Source organism: Salmonella sp. SAL00672, assembly GCF_046552175.1.
In the GTDB taxonomy this organism is placed as follows: Bacteria; Pseudomonadota; Gammaproteobacteria; order Enterobacterales; family Enterobacteriaceae; genus Salmonella; species Salmonella enterica.
The window spans coordinates 588887-603351 of sequence record NZ_JBGDUQ010000002.1; the positions used below are offsets into that span (position 1 = coordinate 588887).

Genomic DNA, 14465 nt, shown 5'->3' on the forward strand with positions numbered 1-14465 from the left:
TGATGCTGTCAATATGACACTATAGGTTGTCAAAATGACAATGAGGTAACCATGAGTTTTTCCGTGGAGGTATTGGCGGGCATCGCCATTGAGTTACAACGCGGCATTGGGCATCAGGATCGTTTTCAGCGGCTGATTACTACGCTGCGTCAGGTGCTGGCGTGCGACGCCTCGGCGCTGCTGCGCTATGAATCACGACAATTTATTCCACTGGCGATTGATGGCCTGGCGCAGGACGTCCTCGGCAGACGTTTTACCCTGGAAGGGCATCCGCGCCTGGAAGCCATCGCCCGCGCGGGGGACGTGGTGCGTTTTCCGGCTGATAGCGATTTACCCGATCCGTATGACGGGTTAATTCCCGGACAGGAAAGCCTGAAAGTCCACGCCTGTGTTGGTCTGCCGCTGTTTGCCGGACAGAACCTCATCGGTGCGCTGACCCTTGATGCTATGACGCCGGAGCAGTTCGAGGTATTTAGCGATGAAGAACTACGGCTTGTCGCCGCGCTGGCCGCCGGGGCATTGAGTAATGCGCTGTTAATTGAACAACTGGAAAGCCAGAACATGCTGCCGGGGTCGTCAGGCGTGTTTGAACCGATAAAAGAGACGCACATGATCGGCCTGTCGCCGGCGATGACGCAGTTGAAAAAAGAGATCGAGATTGTGGCGGGCTCCGATCTTAACGTGCTGATCGGCGGTGAAACGGGGACCGGTAAAGAGCTGGTGGCGAAAGCTATTCACCAGGGCTCCCCCAGAGCGGTCAATCCGCTGGTCTATCTCAACTGCGCCGCGCTGCCGGAAAGCGTGGCGGAGAGCGAGTTGTTTGGTCATGTAAAAGGGGCTTTTACCGGGGCTATCAGTAATCGTAGCGGTAAGTTCGAAATGGCGGATAACGGTACGCTGTTTCTGGATGAGATTGGCGAACTGTCGCTGGCGCTACAGGCCAAGCTACTTCGCGTGTTGCAGTATGGCGATATTCAGCGCGTCGGCGACGATCGTAGCCTGCGCGTGGATGTGCGAGTGTTGGCGGCGACCAACCGTGACCTGCGTGAAGAGGTGCTGACGGGGCGTTTTCGCGCCGATCTGTTCCATCGCCTGAGCGTTTTCCCGCTCTTTGTGCCGCCGCTGCGCGAGCGCGGCGATGATGTGGTGCTGCTGGCGGGCTATTTTTGCGAGCAGTGCCGGCTGCGGCTGGGGCTGTCCCGCGTGGTACTGAGTCCCGGCGCACGTCGCCATTTGCTCAACTATGGCTGGCCGGGCAACGTCCGGGAGCTGGAACATGCCATTCACCGTGCGGTTGTGCTGGCGAGAGCGACCCGGGCAGGGGATGAGGTGGTACTGGAGGAGCAGCATTTTGCCTTGTCAGAGGACGTTTTACCCGCGCCGCCTGCGGAAAGCTTTCTGGCGCTGCCGGCCTGCCGCAATTTGCGCGAATCGACGGAGAACTTCCAGCGAGAGATGATTCGCCAGGCGCTGGCGCAAAATAATCACAACTGGGCGGCCAGTGCGCGGGCGCTGGAAACCGACGTCGCCAACCTGCATCGGCTGGCGAAGCGTCTGGGACTGAAGGATTAGATAATCCCCGCCTGGTAGAAATCCTGCAGGTTAATGGCGCCGGTGAGTTTGCCGTTTTCATCGACCACTGGCGCGGCGGTAATTTTGCGTTTCATCAGGAGCTCTTTGGCGTCAATGGCGCGGCTTTGCGCCTGGAGCGTAATACCGTTGGGCGTCATGGCTTCGCTTACCGGCGTGGTGAGCGCGCCGCCGCCCACCAGCCAGCGACGCAGGTCGCCGTCGGTAAAGACGCCTTTCACAACATGTTGCTCATCGCAAACCGCCACCAGCCCCAGCCCGGTACGGCTAAGTTCCAGCATGGCATCCATCACGCTGGTGGCAAGCATCACCTGCGGTATTGCATCGCCCTGGCGCATCAGGTGATGCACATTATTGAGCAAACGCGCGCCCAGTGCGCCAGCCGGATGCGAACGGGCGAAATCTTCTTCGTTAAAACCGCGCGCCTGCATGACCGCCATCGCCAGCGCATCGCCCATCATCAGCGTATTGACGGTACTGGATGTCGGCGCCAGATGCATCGGACAGGCTTCACGCTCGACGGAAATATCCAGAACGGCTTTTGCCGCTCGCCCCAGCGGAGAGTGAGGTTTACCGGTCATCGCCAGCAGCGCGACGGATTTATCTTCCAGACGCGGGATGATGAGGTCGAGTTCTTTTGCGCCGCCGGAATAGGAGATAAATAACATCACGTCGCGGCTTTCAATCATCCCCAGATCGCCATGCAATGCTTCCGCCGGATGAACAAAAAAAGCGGGAGTACCGGTACTGGCAAGCGTCGCGGCGATTTTTTTACCAATATGACCTGACTTGCCAATGCCGGAAACGATCACTTTGCCTTCACAGTGAATAATGATATTGGCGGCGCGGACAAAATCATCGCCCAGACGCTCCGGCAGACGGCTGGCTTCCTGTAGCTCCAGCATTAAGGTCTGACGGCCCGCGTTTAGTAGTGCATCACTCATTGCTTTCTCCGGTTATGATTACTTCAATCCCTTTTGCTTCCAGCGCCTGACGAAATGTCGGATCGATACCCGCGTCCGTGATCAGTTTGTCGACGGTTTCCAGACTGCACACCACATTGGGGCTTTTACGACCAAATTTTGAGGAGTCCGCCATCAGAATCACCTCGCGTGCTGCATTGCACATTGCGTTACTGACGGTGTAAACCTCATTGAACGTGGTCACACCGACGTTCAGGTCAATACCGTCAGTTCCCATGAAAAGTTTATCAAAGCTGAATTGCTCAAAGGCGTTTTCCGCCAGTTGACCGTGAAACGACGCCGATTTTTTACGGAAGGTGCCGCCGGGCATCAGGATAGTTTGTTCGTTGTCCAGTTCCGATAGCGCGTTGACAATATGGAGGCTGTTGGTCATCACCGTGATGTTGCTAAAACGCGAAAGCAACGGCACCATCTGTAACACGGTACTTCCGGCGTCCAGAATAATGGAATCGCCATCATGGATATATTTCACAGCGGCTGCGGCTATCAGCGCTTTTTTGTGGGTGTTGATAAGCGTTTTGTGATCAATAGGCGGATCGGACTCTTCTTTATTCAACACCACGCCGCCATAGGTGCGGATGACGGTTCCGGCATTTTCCAGAATGACCAGATCTTTACGGATAGTGGTGCCTGTCGTGTCAAAGTACTGGGCCAGTTCTTCAACCGAGCATTTTCCCTGTTTTTGCAGGTGCTCCAGAATCGCGGCCTGACGCTGACGAGGTTTCATAGGCGTGATTACCCTGACTTATGTATTTACCCGTCATACTTCACGCTGCATGTGCGTTGGCTTTCCTCGCTCACCCCGGTCACGTACTGATGTACGCTCCTGGGATTCGCTGCGTCGCCGCCTTCCTGCAACTCGAATTATTTAGGGTATTGGTTGCAAAATGATAATTTCGCAAGCTATACGCATTCACAACGAAATTACCCATGTTTCAGTTTAAGCGCCAATGATAGTGCATTCTGCGCGAGCGAATCATGGGGAAAGATCACATCAGGCTGTAATTCATGCAAATGTTTTCCTTGCATTGCGGCAATTTTAACCGGTCTGGCGAATACCGTAAGGCCTTTCATCAATAAAGTGTCCGTCACCCGCTGCTGTTCGTCCAGCGCCACGGCAACCACCACCCGGGGCTTAAAACGCCCGCCGGAGCGCCCGACGCCGACCCGTCCCTGTTGGCTAAGTTTATCGAAAGCTCGATTAAAGCGGGAAATCTGCCAGCCGCCCAGCGCCAGCTGCGCACACCAGGCGATAACGGCGACGGTAATCAGAGTGGAAACCATAATGTGCTCCTGTTGTTTTGCCTGATGGCGGCGTAACCGTCTTATCCGGCCTACGGCGCCATCCGGCAATTCACGGTCAGAACATCACTTGACCGCCGGTTACGTTGATCGACTGCCCGGTGCAATAAGACGCTTTCGGGCTGGCATAAAATAGCAGCATGTTCAGCACATCCTGATAATCACACCCGCGTTTGAGCGGTACTTTATCAATGTAATACTGCTCCACCTCGTCGGGCTTAATGCCCAGTTTAGTGGCGTATTGCGGCAGCAGTGACTGGAACATCGGCGATTTCAACAGGTTGCCGAGCATCAACGAGTGTACGGTAATGCCGTATTCCGCCAGATCCAGCGCCAGAGACTGGGTTAACCCCACACCGCCGAATTTCGCCGCGCTGTAGCCGGAGTTGTGTTTACTGCCCACTTTGCCGGATTTAGAGTTAATCTGAATAATGCGCCCCTGAATGCCGTCGCGGATCATCAGGCGGGAAAACTCACGGGCGCAGAGGAAATAGCCCACCAGATTCACCTGTAGCGAGCGGTCAAAATCGCCCAACTGGAAATCGCTGATAAACGCCGCTTTGGCGATACCCGCGCTGTAAACCAGCAGATCGACGCGCCCGAAAATCTCGTCTACGCCGCGGGAAAGCGCCAGCACGCTCTGCTCGCTGGTGGCGTCGGCGCCAAAACCGTACGCCATACCTTCGCCAAAATCGGCGTTAATTTCCTGGGCGACATTCGCGGCTTTATCGCTTTGAATATCAACGACCGCCACGCGGTATCCTTCTTCTGCAAGCCCACGGCAAAGGAATGCCCCCAGGGTCTGGCCTCCGCCAATGACAACGGCAACTTGATTCATGTTTTTTCTCCTTAAGCGACAAACGTCAAAATACAGCCCGGCGCGATATCGTCCGGTACAGGCCCCGCAACGTGTACGGTGCCGGGAAATTCTGCTTCGCGCAGACCATCGAAGCGCAAAGTGATATGCCCCAGTTCACGCAGGTTTTGCTCGGCTACGCTGCCGACCGCCGTGACCGGATAGCAATGTTGACCCAATTCACACCGCGCGCCAGGCTGCAGCGCGCCGGTCAGTTCGCCATGACAATGGATGAAGCAAAATTCTTCGATATCCGCCGGCGCGCCTTCCCGAAACGTAATCAGCATCTGTTCGCCGAGCGCTTCCTTCGCGCTCTGGCCGATACGGGTGATGGTGGTTTGATAAATCACGCTCATGTCTGAACCTCTTATTGATAGATAAAGCCGGAAACAAACCAGGCGATAAGTACCGTGGGCGCGCCAGTCAGGAAGCGTCCGACCAGCACAGAAGGTACGCCGACGCGAACGGTGTCTTGTTTCGCTTCCGCCAGTGACAGGCCGACCGGGATAAAGTCGCAGGCCGCCTGCGCGTTAATCGCGAACAGGGCGGGAAGCGCCAGATGCGGGGGGATATTGCCCAGGCCTATCTGAACGCCGATCAGGACGCCAATGACCTGAGCGATAACCGCGCCAGGGCCGAGAAAGGGCGACAGCAGCGGGAAAGAGCAGATCAATGCCAGCGTCACCAGCCCCAGTGGATGGCTGGCTAATGGCGCCAGGCCGTGGGCGATCCAGTCGCCAAGACCTGAGGCCATAATGATGCCGATCAGCGCCGAAACGAACGCCATAAACGGCAGGATTGTTTTCAGGACCGTATCAATGGTGTCGCGACCGGACTGGAACAGTACCGCCACGGCGGAGCCCATTCCCATACCGACTTTTGCCAGCAGCCCGTCGCTCTGCTCGGTGATTTTTTTGCTGGTGTCGTAGTCACGTCCTAATGTCGTTTTGGCAGGCTGGGGACTGGCAGGCGTTTCGCCGACAAGAGTAATGTTTTCTTCTTTTACGCCGGAGACATAAATATCCTCAACAATATACTGCGCCAGTGGGCCGGACTTACCCGTCGAGTGAATATTAATGGTTGGGATCCGGCGTTTCGGGTAGATACCGCAGCGCAGCGTACCGCCGCAGTCGATAATGGCCGCGCCGATCTCCGCTTCCGGCGGTTCGCCTTCTTTAAAGCCGTCCACCGCTTGCCAGCCTGTTAGTTGCGCCAGTTTGTCGACGATCGCCGGGCGCGTACCGGCTGTGATATAGACGATCTTTTTGTCTGGCGTAACGTCCAGTTCAAGCGGGCCGCCCCAGCCGCCGGCGCCTTTCTCAATACGAACCCGTGTCATGATACCGCTCCTGTCAGATGAACTTTCTGCTCAAGTTGAATCCCCATTTTTTTCTCAAAAATAGCGGTGGTGAGATCGGTGACCCAACCGCGGAAGAAGTTCGTCACCAGACCTACCAGCAGATAGCTCACCGCGAGCGGGCCGAGAGGAAGCCCTAACGTGGTGAGTCCGCTGGCGATACCCAGATAAACAAACAGTTCGCCGGGATTGATATGCGGAAACAGACCGTTCATGGAGTGACAGCTATAGGAGGCCGCCGCGTAATAGCTCGGCTTGTACTTCTCCGGCATAAAGCGTCCCAAACTCAGGGTCATCGGATTACAAAAAACAAATGTCCCGATACACGGTAAAAGCAGGTAACGAGATAGCGGATTTCCGGCACAACGTTGGGCAAAACGCTCAATACGCTGCTGGCCGATAAAATTGATGAGCGCATTCATGATAACCAGCAGGCTTATCAGTAGCGGAAGAATACCTGTCACCATACCGGTAAACACCTCTCCGCCTTTCTGGAATAACCCGATGAACCACTCCGCACCATGTGTAATGGTTTCGATCATTGTTCTCTCCTGTAGGGTTTTTAGTTTTCTTGCTAATTTCCTGTTCATTGTAATCATGTTGAAAGATTCAAAAGTGTTATTGTGATCGCAAAATAAAAGAAAAATATTTTAAGTTGAAAGATTGCGGGGTGGGGGAGCGGATACAAACTGAAAAGAGGAGAAAGGTGATTTATTCTCTTGTGCCGCTTCCTTGTGCGGCGGGGGATGCTTTACCATACTTCTCCCTGGCTGAATTTGTTTAATGGATGTCTCATGTTCAAGCGTCGTTATGTAGCGTTACTTCCACTTTGCGTATTGCTTGCTGCCTGTAGCAGCACGCCAAAATCTTCCGAGACTCAAGCGACGACGGGCACGCCTTCCGGCGGCTTCCTGCTTGAGCCGCAGCATAACGTCATGCAAATGGGCGGCGACTTCGCCAACAACCCTAATGCGCAGCAGTTCATTGATAAAATGGTCAGTAAACACGGTTTCGACCGTCAGCAGTTGCAAGAGATCCTCTCGCAGTCTAAAAAACTGGATTACGTCCTGCGTCTGATGGACAGACAAGCGCCGACCACTCAGCCGCCCGCCGGACCAAATGGCGCCTGGCTTCGCTACCGCAAACAATTTATTACGCCGGATAATGTGCAAAACGGCGTCGCGTTCTGGAATCAGTATGAAGACGCGCTGAACCGCGCCTGGCAGGTATACGGCGTACCGCCGGAAATCATCGTGGGGATTATCGGCGTGGAAACCCGCTGGGGACGTATCATGGGGAAAACGCGGATTCTGGACGCGCTGGCGACGCTGTCATTTAACTATCCGCGCCGGGCGGAATATTTCTCCGGTGAGCTGGAAACCTTCCTGCTCATGGCGCGCGATGAGCAAGACGATCCGCTCAATCTGAAAGGTTCCTTTGCGGGCGCGATGGGCTACGGCCAGTTTATGCCATCTTCCTATAAAGAATATGCGGTCGATTTCAATGGCGATGGGCACATTAACTTGTGGGATCCGGTAGATGCCATCGGCAGTGTGGCGAACTATTTCAAGGCGCATGGTTGGGTGAAAGGCGATACGGTTGCGGTGCCGGCGAATGGTCAGGCGCCGGGACTGGCGAATGGTTTCAAAACAAAATACAGCCTCTCTCAGCTTGCCGCCGCAGGCTTAACGCCGCAGCAATCGTTGGGCAATCATCAGGAAGCCAGCCTGCTGCGTCTGGATATCGGTACGGGCTACCAGTACTGGTACGGCCTGCCGAACTTCTACACCATTACCCGATATAACCACAGCACGCATTATGCGATGGCGGTTTGGCAACTGGGCCAGGCGGTAGCGCTGGCGCGGGTGCGCTAATTTACGCTTAGGGAGGGGAGCCCCCCCTCCGCTATTATTATGGCTTTTTGGGCTGATTCTCTGCCTGCAAGTGGGATATCTTCTTTGATAGTGCCAGACTATATCCCAGACATCCCAGGCCTAAGATAATTTGACCGCCATCATACGGTTCAAAATAGCCTGACGACAATATATTCAGTACTCCCATTCCTAATGAACATACTCCACCCACAATTAACCACAGCCGTAGTTGACAGGTTTGTTTCAGTTTGTGCTGTGTGCTTTCCGTTTTTTTGAGTGACATCCTTGCTTTCTCTCCGTGCGTGTAAATTTAGCGACATGGTACTGCTATTTAGTCATGTGCTACCTCATTTCATTCTGCATAAATAACCTGCTGGCATTTTTTCGGAATCCGACTCGTAAAATCGACTGCTCGTCCCCATCTCTGGTGAGAAAGTGCTATCTTGTGCGGCAGGATTTCTAACTGACAGAGGTCATGATGACTGACAGTGAACTGATGCGGCTTAGCGAGCAGGTCGGGCTGGCGTTAAAAGCGCGCGGGGCGACCGTAACGACAGCAGAGTCCTGTACCGGCGGCTGGCTGGCGAAAGCCATTACCGACACCGCCGGAAGCTCCGCCTGGTTTGAACGCGGCTTTGTCACCTATAGTAATGAAGCCAAAGCGCAGATGATTGGCGTGCGTGAAGAGACTCTGGCGCAGCATGGCGCGGTCAGCGAACCCGTAGTGGTCGAAATGGCGATCGGGGCGCTGAAGGCCGCTCGCGCCGATTTTGCTGTCGCTATTAGCGGGATTGCCGGGCCGGATGGCGGCAGTGAAGAAAAGCCGGTTGGTACGGTGTGGTTTGCTTTCGCCAGCGTCAGCGGAGAAGGGATTACGCGTCGGGAATGCTTCAGCGGCGACCGTGAATCGGTGCGTCGACAGGCGACGACGTACGCGCTACAAACCCTGTGGCAACAATTTCTACAAAACACTTGATACTGTATGAGCATACAGTATAATTGCTTCAACAGTACGAATTCACTATCCGGTTCAATACCAAGTTGCATGACAGGAGTAATAATGGCTATCGACGAAAACAAACAGAAAGCGTTGGCGGCAGCACTGGGCCAAATTGAAAAGCAATTTGGTAAAGGCTCCATCATGCGTCTGGGTGAAGACCGTTCTATGGATGTGGAAACTATCTCCACCGGTTCGCTTTCACTGGACATCGCACTCGGTGCGGGCGGTCTGCCGATGGGGCGTATCGTCGAAATTTATGGGCCGGAATCTTCCGGTAAAACGACCCTGACGCTGCAGGTGATTGCCGCTGCGCAGCGTGAAGGTAAAACCTGTGCGTTTATCGATGCGGAACACGCGCTTGACCCTGTTTACGCACGCAAGCTGGGCGTCGATATCGATAACCTGCTCTGCTCTCAGCCGGATACCGGCGAGCAGGCGCTGGAAATCTGTGACGCGCTGGCGCGTTCAGGCGCGGTGGACGTCATTGTGGTCGACTCCGTAGCGGCGCTAACGCCGAAAGCGGAAATCGAAGGCGAAATCGGCGACTCTCACATGGGCCTCGCGGCGCGTATGATGAGCCAGGCGATGCGTAAGCTGGCGGGGAACCTGAAACAGTCCAATACGCTGCTGATCTTCATCAACCAGATCCGTATGAAGATTGGCGTGATGTTCGGTAACCCGGAAACCACCACCGGTGGTAACGCGCTGAAATTCTACGCCTCCGTTCGTCTTGATATCCGTCGTATTGGCGCGGTGAAAGAGGGCGATAATGTCGTGGGTAGCGAAACGCGTGTGAAAGTGGTGAAAAACAAAATCGCCGCGCCGTTTAAGCAGGCCGAGTTCCAGATCCTCTACGGTGAAGGCATCAACTTCTATGGCGAACTGGTTGACCTGGGCGTGAAAGAGAAGCTGATCGAGAAAGCGGGCGCATGGTACAGCTACAACGGCGAGAAGATTGGCCAGGGCAAAGCGAACGCGACTACCTGGCTGAAAGAGAACCCGGCGACAGCGAAAGAGATCGAGAAAAGGGTTCGTGAATTACTGTTGAGTAATCAGAATGCCACGCCCGATTTCGCCGTTGACGATAGCGAAGGCGTTGCAGAAACCAACGAAGATTTTTAATCATCAGGTGATGGTGGGTCGGACAAAACGAAGCCGCCATTCAGCAAAACGTTAAATTACCATCAAGGGCTGCATTTATGCGGCCCTTTTGGCATTTACCCCTGTTAAGGTTTTTTATGAGTGAACCCACATCGCGCCGTCCCGCTTATGCTCGTCTCCTTGATCGTGCGGTACGTATTCTTGCTGTCCGCGATCACAGCGAGCAGGAATTACGGCGTAAACTCTCCGCGCCGGTGATGGGCAAAAATGGGCCGGAAGAGATTGATGCGACGGCAGACGATTATGAACGCGTGATCGCCTGGTGCCACGAACATCACTATCTTGATGACGAGCGCTTCGTGATGCGCTTTATCGCCAGTCGTAGCCGCAAAGGCTATGGCCCGGCACGTATTCGCCAGGAGTTGAATCAGAAAGGCATTTCCCGTGAATCGACTGAAAAAGCGATGCGAGAATGTGAAATTGACTGGAGTGAAATGGCACGTGAACAGGCCGTTCGCAAATATGGCGAGCCGCTCCCTTCAAACTTTTCAGAAAAGGTTAAGGTACAGCGCTTTTTGCTCTATCGCGGGTATCTGATGGACGATATCCAGCAAATATGGCGAAATTTTGCAGATTGAGCGCATACGGGATTTTACTTCCCGGTAAAGAAAACTTATCTTATTCCCACTTTTTCCGTCTGGACGCGGGTTGCTTAACGGCGAACAGCGTCTGCGACGAATATTCCTTAAATACACAAAATCATTCAAGCCGCATCAAAGCGGCAAGTGAGCCTCGGGAACGCGTGACCGGGAAACTCGCAGCCAACGCAGAGGCGGCCTGAAGGATGAAGTGTAGCTTGATTTCAGGATAATTATGAGCAAGAGCACCGCTGAGATCCGTCAGGCGTTTCTCGACTTTTTCCATAGTAAAGGGCATCAGGTAGTTGCCAGCAGTTCCCTGGTGCCTAACAATGACCCCACTCTGTTGTTTACCAATGCCGGGATGAACCAGTTCAAGGATGTTTTCCTTGGGCTCGATAAACGTAATTATTCCCGTGCAACCACTTCCCAGCGTTGCGTACGCGCGGGGGGGAAACACAACGATCTGGAAAACGTCGGATACACTGCACGTCACCATACTTTCTTCGAAATGCTGGGCAACTTCAGCTTCGGCGATTACTTCAAACACGACGCCATTCAGTTCGCATGGGAATTACTGACCGGTGAAAACTGGTTTGCTCTGCCAAAAGAGCGTTTATGGGTCACCGTCTATGAAACCGACGACGAAGCCTATGAGATCTGGGAAAAAGAAGTCGGCATCCCGCGCGAGCGTATTATCCGTATTGGCGACAATAAAGGCGCGCCATACGCATCGGATAACTTCTGGCAGATGGGCGATACCGGTCCCTGCGGTCCGTGCACCGAAATCTTCTACGATCATGGCGACCACATCTGGGGCGGCCCTCCGGGAAGCCCGGAAGAAGACGGCGATCGCTATATTGAGATCTGGAACATCGTCTTTATGCAGTTCAACCGTCAGGCTGACGGGACGATGGAACCATTGCCGAAACCGTCTGTAGATACCGGTATGGGGCTGGAGCGTATTGCCGCGGTACTGCAACACGTTAACTCTAACTATGACATCGACCTGTTCCGCACGTTGATTGAAGCGGTAGCGAAAGTCACCGGCGCCACCGATTTGGGTAATAAATCGCTGCGCGTTATCGCCGACCACATCCGTTCTTGCGCATTCCTGGTTGCCGATGGCGTGCTGCCGTCGAATGAAAACCGTGGCTATGTGCTGCGTCGCATTATTCGTCGCGCGGTTCGTCACGGCAACATGCTGGGCGCGAAAGAGACCTTCTTCTACAAGCTGGTTGGGCCGCTGATTGAGGTAATGGGCTCCGCAGGCGAAGAGTTGAAACGTCAGCAGGCGCAGGTCGAACAGGTTCTGAAAACGGAAGAAGAGCAGTTCGCCCGTACGCTGGAGCGCGGTCTGGCGCTGCTGGATGAAGAACTGGCGAAATTGCAGGGCGACACCCTGGACGGCGAAACCGCTTTCCGTCTGTATGATACTTATGGTTTCCCGGTCGATCTAACGGCGGACGTCTGCCGTGAGCGCAACATCAAAGTCGATGAAGCCGGTTTTGAAGCCGCTATGGAAGAGCAACGCCGTCGCGCGCGCGAAGCTAGCGGTTTTGGCGCGGACTACAACGCGATGATCCGCGTTGATAGCGCTTCTGAATTTAAAGGTTATGACCATCTGGAACTGAACGGCAAAGTGACTGCGCTGTTTGTCGATGGTAAAGCGGTTGAAGCGATTAACGCGGGACAGGAAGCTGTTGTCGTGCTGGATCAGACCCCATTCTATGCGGAATCAGGCGGTCAGGTTGGCGATAAAGGCGAGCTGAAAGGCGCTGGATTTACTTTCGCTGTGGACGACACGCAAAAATATGGTCAGGCGATTGGTCACCTCGGCAAATTGTCTGCGGGCGCTCTGAAAGTGGGCGATGCGGTACAGGCTGACGTAGATGAAGCGCGCCGCGCACGTATCCGTCTGAACCACTCCGCCACGCACCTGATGCACGCGGCGTTGCGCCAGGTGCTTGGGACACACGTTGCGCAGAAAGGTTCGCTGGTTAGCGATAAAGTGCTGCGCTTCGACTTCTCGCACAATGAAGCGATGAAGCCGTCGGAGATTCGTGAGGTTGAAGATTTGGTGAATGCGCAAATTCGCCGCAACCTGCCGATTGAAACGAACATCATGGATCTCGACGCGGCGAAGGCGAAAGGGGCCATGGCGCTGTTTGGCGAGAAATATGACGAACGTGTACGCGTTCTGAGCATGGGCGATTTCTCTACTGAACTGTGCGGCGGTACTCACGCCAGTCGTACCGGTGATATCGGTCTATTCCGTATTATCTCTGAGTCCGGCACCGCAGCGGGCATTCGTCGTATTGAGGCGGTAACCGGTGAAGGCGCTATGGCCACCGTTCATGCGCAAAGCGATCGCTTAAACGATATTGCGCATCTGCTGAAGGGCGACAGCCAGAATCTGGGCGACAAAGTGCGTGCCGTGCTGGAACGTACACGTCAGCTGGAAAAAGAGTTGCAGCAGTTGAAGGACCAGGCCGCAGCGCAGGAGAGTGCAAATCTTTCCAGTAAAGCGGTCGATCTCAACGGCGTGAAGCTCCTGGTTAGCGAGCTTGCTGGTATTGAGCCGAAAATGCTGCGAACCATGGTTGATGATCTGAAAAATCAACTGGGGTCTACCGTTATCGTACTGGCAACGGTTGTTGAAGGTAAGGTTTCTCTGATTGCGGGCGTGTCGAAGGATGTGACCGACCGGGTTAAAGCAGGGGAATTGATTGGGATGGTCGCTCAGCAGGTGGGCGGTAAGGGTGGCGGTCGTCCGGACATGGCGCAAGCCGGTGGTACGGATGCGGCAGCTCTGCCTGCAGCGTTAGCCAGTGTACAAGGCTGGGTCAGCGCAAAATTGCAATAATTATAAGCGTTCGTTGGCGCCGCAGCTCGTGCTGCGGCGTTTACGTCAACGCTATCGACAACGATAAAGTCAGGTTGAAGTTTTGTATATCGGCTAAACTTAGGTTTAACAGAATGTAATGCCATGACTGCTTACACCTAAGGTGTTTGTCATCGCTTACTTTTTGGCGTTATATGATGGATAATGCCGGGATACAGAGAGACCCGACTCTTTTAATCTTTCAAGGAGCAAAGAATGCTGATTCTGACTCGTCGAGTTGGTGAGACCCTCATGATTGGCGATGAGGTCACCGTGACAGTTTTAGGGGTGAAGGGCAACCAGGTGCGTATTGGCGTGAACGCCCCGAAAGAAGTTTCTGTCCATCGTGAAGAGATCTACCAGCGTATCCAGGCTGAAAAATCCCAGCAGTCCAGTTACTAAGGTTTTCGCGTCTCACTTTTCGGGTGAGACGCAGCCTCTCTTCTCGCTCGCCCGCGTTGTCCCTTCATGACTTTTTTCAACCTCACTGTTGATATGGTGCGCTTTTGGCGGCCAGCGTGTCATCAAATTATCTGTTGATAAAACACTCTTTTTGGCTTTTTTACAGACTAATTGAGCGTGAAGTGTGCAAACGATAAAAGCTCTGGAAAAATTGTTTGACTTATAAGTCCCAGAAAGTAATATGTGCGCCACGCAGCGACGATGAGCAGAACAAGTTCTTCGAAGCACTCGTAAGAGGCGTGTGGTGAGGTGGCCGAGAGGCTGAAGGCGCTCCCCTGCTAAGGGAGTATGCGGTCAAAAGCTGCATCCGGGGTTCGAATCCCCGCCTCACCGCCATTTGCATCCGTAGCTCAGCTGGATAGAGTACTCGGCTACGAACCGAGCGGTCGGAGGTTCGAATCCTCCCGGATGCACCATC

Annotated in this window: 15 protein-coding genes and 2 tRNA genes; 9 read left to right on the forward strand and 8 right to left on the reverse strand. The window is 54.2% G+C overall.

Annotated elements, in window-relative coordinates; translation table 11 throughout:
- The first annotated feature begins 51 nt into the window (after positions 1–51).
- Positions 52–1572 (forward strand): nitric oxide reductase transcriptional regulator NorR, encoded by a 1521-nt coding sequence (gene norR / locus ACLJTG_RS08625; protein WP_021000689.1) that lies wholly within the window; start codon positions 52–54, stop codon positions 1570–1572.
- Here norR and gutQ read toward each other — a convergent pair.
- The 7 genes from gutQ to srlA form a co-directional block, all read right to left on the reverse strand.
- Positions 1569–2534 (reverse strand): arabinose-5-phosphate isomerase GutQ, encoded by a 966-nt coding sequence (gene gutQ / locus ACLJTG_RS08630; RefSeq protein ID WP_001278206.1) that lies wholly within the window; start codon positions 2532–2534, stop codon positions 1569–1571. The genes norR and gutQ overlap by 4 nt on opposite strands.
- Positions 2527–3300 carry a glucitol operon DNA-binding transcriptional repressor SrlR gene (srlR, locus tag ACLJTG_RS08635; RefSeq protein WP_198898161.1) on the reverse strand — a complete coding sequence of 258 codons (774 nt, stop codon included), beginning with the start codon at positions 3298–3300 and terminating at the stop codon, positions 2527–2529. Before srlR ends, gutQ begins: the two co-directional genes overlap by 8 nt.
- Positions 3301–3497: 197 nt before the next feature.
- Positions 3498–3857: a transcriptional regulator GutM gene (gutM, locus tag ACLJTG_RS08640; protein WP_000255198.1), complete on the reverse strand. Its 360-nt coding sequence runs from the start codon at positions 3855–3857 to the stop codon at positions 3498–3500.
- Positions 3858–3933: 76 nt separating this feature from the next.
- Positions 3934–4713 carry a sorbitol-6-phosphate dehydrogenase gene (srlD, locus tag ACLJTG_RS08645; RefSeq protein ID WP_001077372.1) on the reverse strand — a complete coding sequence of 260 codons (780 nt, stop codon included), beginning with the start codon at positions 4711–4713 and terminating at the stop codon, positions 3934–3936.
- 11 nt (positions 4714–4724) lie between these two features.
- Positions 4725–5087, reverse strand: a complete 363-nt coding sequence (gene srlB, locus ACLJTG_RS08650) for a PTS glucitol/sorbitol transporter subunit IIA (protein ID WP_000111553.1) — start codon at positions 5085–5087, stop codon at positions 4725–4727.
- Between the two features lie 11 nt (positions 5088–5098).
- Positions 5099–6070, reverse strand: coding sequence for a PTS glucitol/sorbitol transporter subunit IIB (locus ACLJTG_RS08655; RefSeq protein ID WP_000199033.1), 972 nt, complete (start codon positions 6068–6070; stop codon positions 5099–5101).
- Complete coding sequence (gene srlA / locus ACLJTG_RS08660) at positions 6067–6630, reverse strand: PTS glucitol/sorbitol transporter subunit IIC (protein ID WP_000573333.1); 564 nt, start codon at positions 6628–6630, stop codon at positions 6067–6069. Before srlA ends, ACLJTG_RS08655 begins: the two co-directional genes overlap by 4 nt.
- Before the next feature lie 252 nt (positions 6631–6882).
- On the opposite strand from srlA, the gene mltB reads away from it, so the two are divergent.
- Positions 6883–7962: a lytic murein transglycosylase B gene (gene mltB / locus ACLJTG_RS08665; RefSeq protein WP_000476817.1), complete on the forward strand. Its 1080-nt coding sequence runs from the start codon at positions 6883–6885 to the stop codon at positions 7960–7962.
- A 37-nt stretch (positions 7963–7999) separates the two neighbouring features.
- Here the strand turns inward: mltB and ACLJTG_RS08670 are convergent, their stop codons facing one another.
- Complete coding sequence (locus ACLJTG_RS08670) at positions 8000–8245, reverse strand: hypothetical protein (RefSeq protein ID WP_001519391.1); 246 nt, start codon at positions 8243–8245, stop codon at positions 8000–8002.
- A gap of 195 nt (positions 8246–8440) precedes the next feature.
- Between ACLJTG_RS08670 and pncC the strand changes: the two genes are divergently transcribed.
- The 7 genes from pncC to ACLJTG_RS08705 all read left to right on the forward strand — a co-directional run bounded on the left by pncC (position 8441) and on the right by ACLJTG_RS08705 (position 14463).
- Complete coding sequence (gene pncC, locus ACLJTG_RS08675) at positions 8441–8938, forward strand: nicotinamide-nucleotide amidase (protein ID WP_010835022.1); 498 nt, start codon at positions 8441–8443, stop codon at positions 8936–8938.
- Positions 8939–9022: 84 nt separating this feature from the next.
- Positions 9023–10084, forward strand: coding sequence for a recombinase RecA (gene recA / locus ACLJTG_RS08680; protein ID WP_000963150.1), 1062 nt, complete (start codon positions 9023–9025; stop codon positions 10082–10084).
- A gap of 116 nt (positions 10085–10200) precedes the next feature.
- Complete coding sequence (gene recX / locus ACLJTG_RS08685; RefSeq protein WP_001294863.1) at positions 10201–10701, forward strand: recombination regulator RecX; 501 nt, start codon at positions 10201–10203, stop codon at positions 10699–10701.
- 235 nt (positions 10702–10936) lie between these two features.
- On the forward strand, positions 10937–13567 hold the full coding sequence (alaS, locus tag ACLJTG_RS08690) for an alanine--tRNA ligase (RefSeq protein WP_000047224.1): 2631 nt from the start codon (positions 10937–10939) through the stop codon (positions 13565–13567).
- A gap of 234 nt (positions 13568–13801) precedes the next feature.
- The gene (gene csrA, locus ACLJTG_RS08695; protein ID WP_000906486.1) at positions 13802–13987 is read left to right on the forward strand and encodes a carbon storage regulator CsrA; all 186 of its coding nucleotides are present in this window, start codon (positions 13802–13804) and stop codon (positions 13985–13987) included.
- 303 nt (positions 13988–14290) lie between these two features.
- A tRNA-Ser gene (locus ACLJTG_RS08700) sits at positions 14291–14383 on the forward strand.
- Between the two features lie 3 nt (positions 14384–14386).
- Positions 14387–14463 (forward strand) — tRNA-Arg (locus ACLJTG_RS08705).
- Positions 14464–14465: the final 2 nt, after the last annotated feature.

What these genes read in the sequence shown, in the direction of transcription:
- norR (WP_021000689.1), top strand. Translation starts at nt 52, where the DNA reads ATGAGTTTTTCCGTGGAGGTATTGGCGGGCATCGCCATTGAGTTACAA.
- gutQ (WP_001278206.1), bottom strand. Translation starts at nt 2,534, where the DNA reads ATGAGTGATGCACTACTAAACGCGGGCCGTCAGACCTTAATGCTGGAG.
- srlR (WP_198898161.1), bottom strand. Translation starts at nt 3,300, where the DNA reads ATGAAACCTCGTCAGCGTCAGGCCGCGATTCTGGAGCACCTGCAAAAA.
- gutM (WP_000255198.1), bottom strand. Translation starts at nt 3,857, where the DNA reads ATGGTTTCCACTCTGATTACCGTCGCCGTTATCGCCTGGTGTGCGCAG.
- srlD (WP_001077372.1), bottom strand. Translation starts at nt 4,713, where the DNA reads ATGAATCAAGTTGCCGTTGTCATTGGCGGAGGCCAGACCCTGGGGGCA.
- srlB (WP_000111553.1), bottom strand. Translation starts at nt 5,087, where the DNA reads ATGAGCGTGATTTATCAAACCACCATCACCCGTATCGGCCAGAGCGCG.
- ACLJTG_RS08655 (WP_000199033.1), bottom strand. Translation starts at nt 6,070, where the DNA reads ATGACACGGGTTCGTATTGAGAAAGGCGCCGGCGGCTGGGGCGGCCCG.
- srlA (WP_000573333.1), bottom strand. Translation starts at nt 6,630, where the DNA reads ATGATCGAAACCATTACACATGGTGCGGAGTGGTTCATCGGGTTATTC.
- mltB (WP_000476817.1), top strand. Translation starts at nt 6,883, where the DNA reads ATGTTCAAGCGTCGTTATGTAGCGTTACTTCCACTTTGCGTATTGCTT.
- ACLJTG_RS08670 (WP_001519391.1), bottom strand. Translation starts at nt 8,245, where the DNA reads ATGTCACTCAAAAAAACGGAAAGCACACAGCACAAACTGAAACAAACC.
- pncC (WP_010835022.1), top strand. Translation starts at nt 8,441, where the DNA reads ATGACTGACAGTGAACTGATGCGGCTTAGCGAGCAGGTCGGGCTGGCG.
- recA (WP_000963150.1), top strand. Translation starts at nt 9,023, where the DNA reads ATGGCTATCGACGAAAACAAACAGAAAGCGTTGGCGGCAGCACTGGGC.
- recX (WP_001294863.1), top strand. Translation starts at nt 10,201, where the DNA reads ATGAGTGAACCCACATCGCGCCGTCCCGCTTATGCTCGTCTCCTTGAT.
- alaS (WP_000047224.1), top strand. Translation starts at nt 10,937, where the DNA reads ATGAGCAAGAGCACCGCTGAGATCCGTCAGGCGTTTCTCGACTTTTTC.
- csrA (WP_000906486.1), top strand. Translation starts at nt 13,802, where the DNA reads ATGCTGATTCTGACTCGTCGAGTTGGTGAGACCCTCATGATTGGCGAT.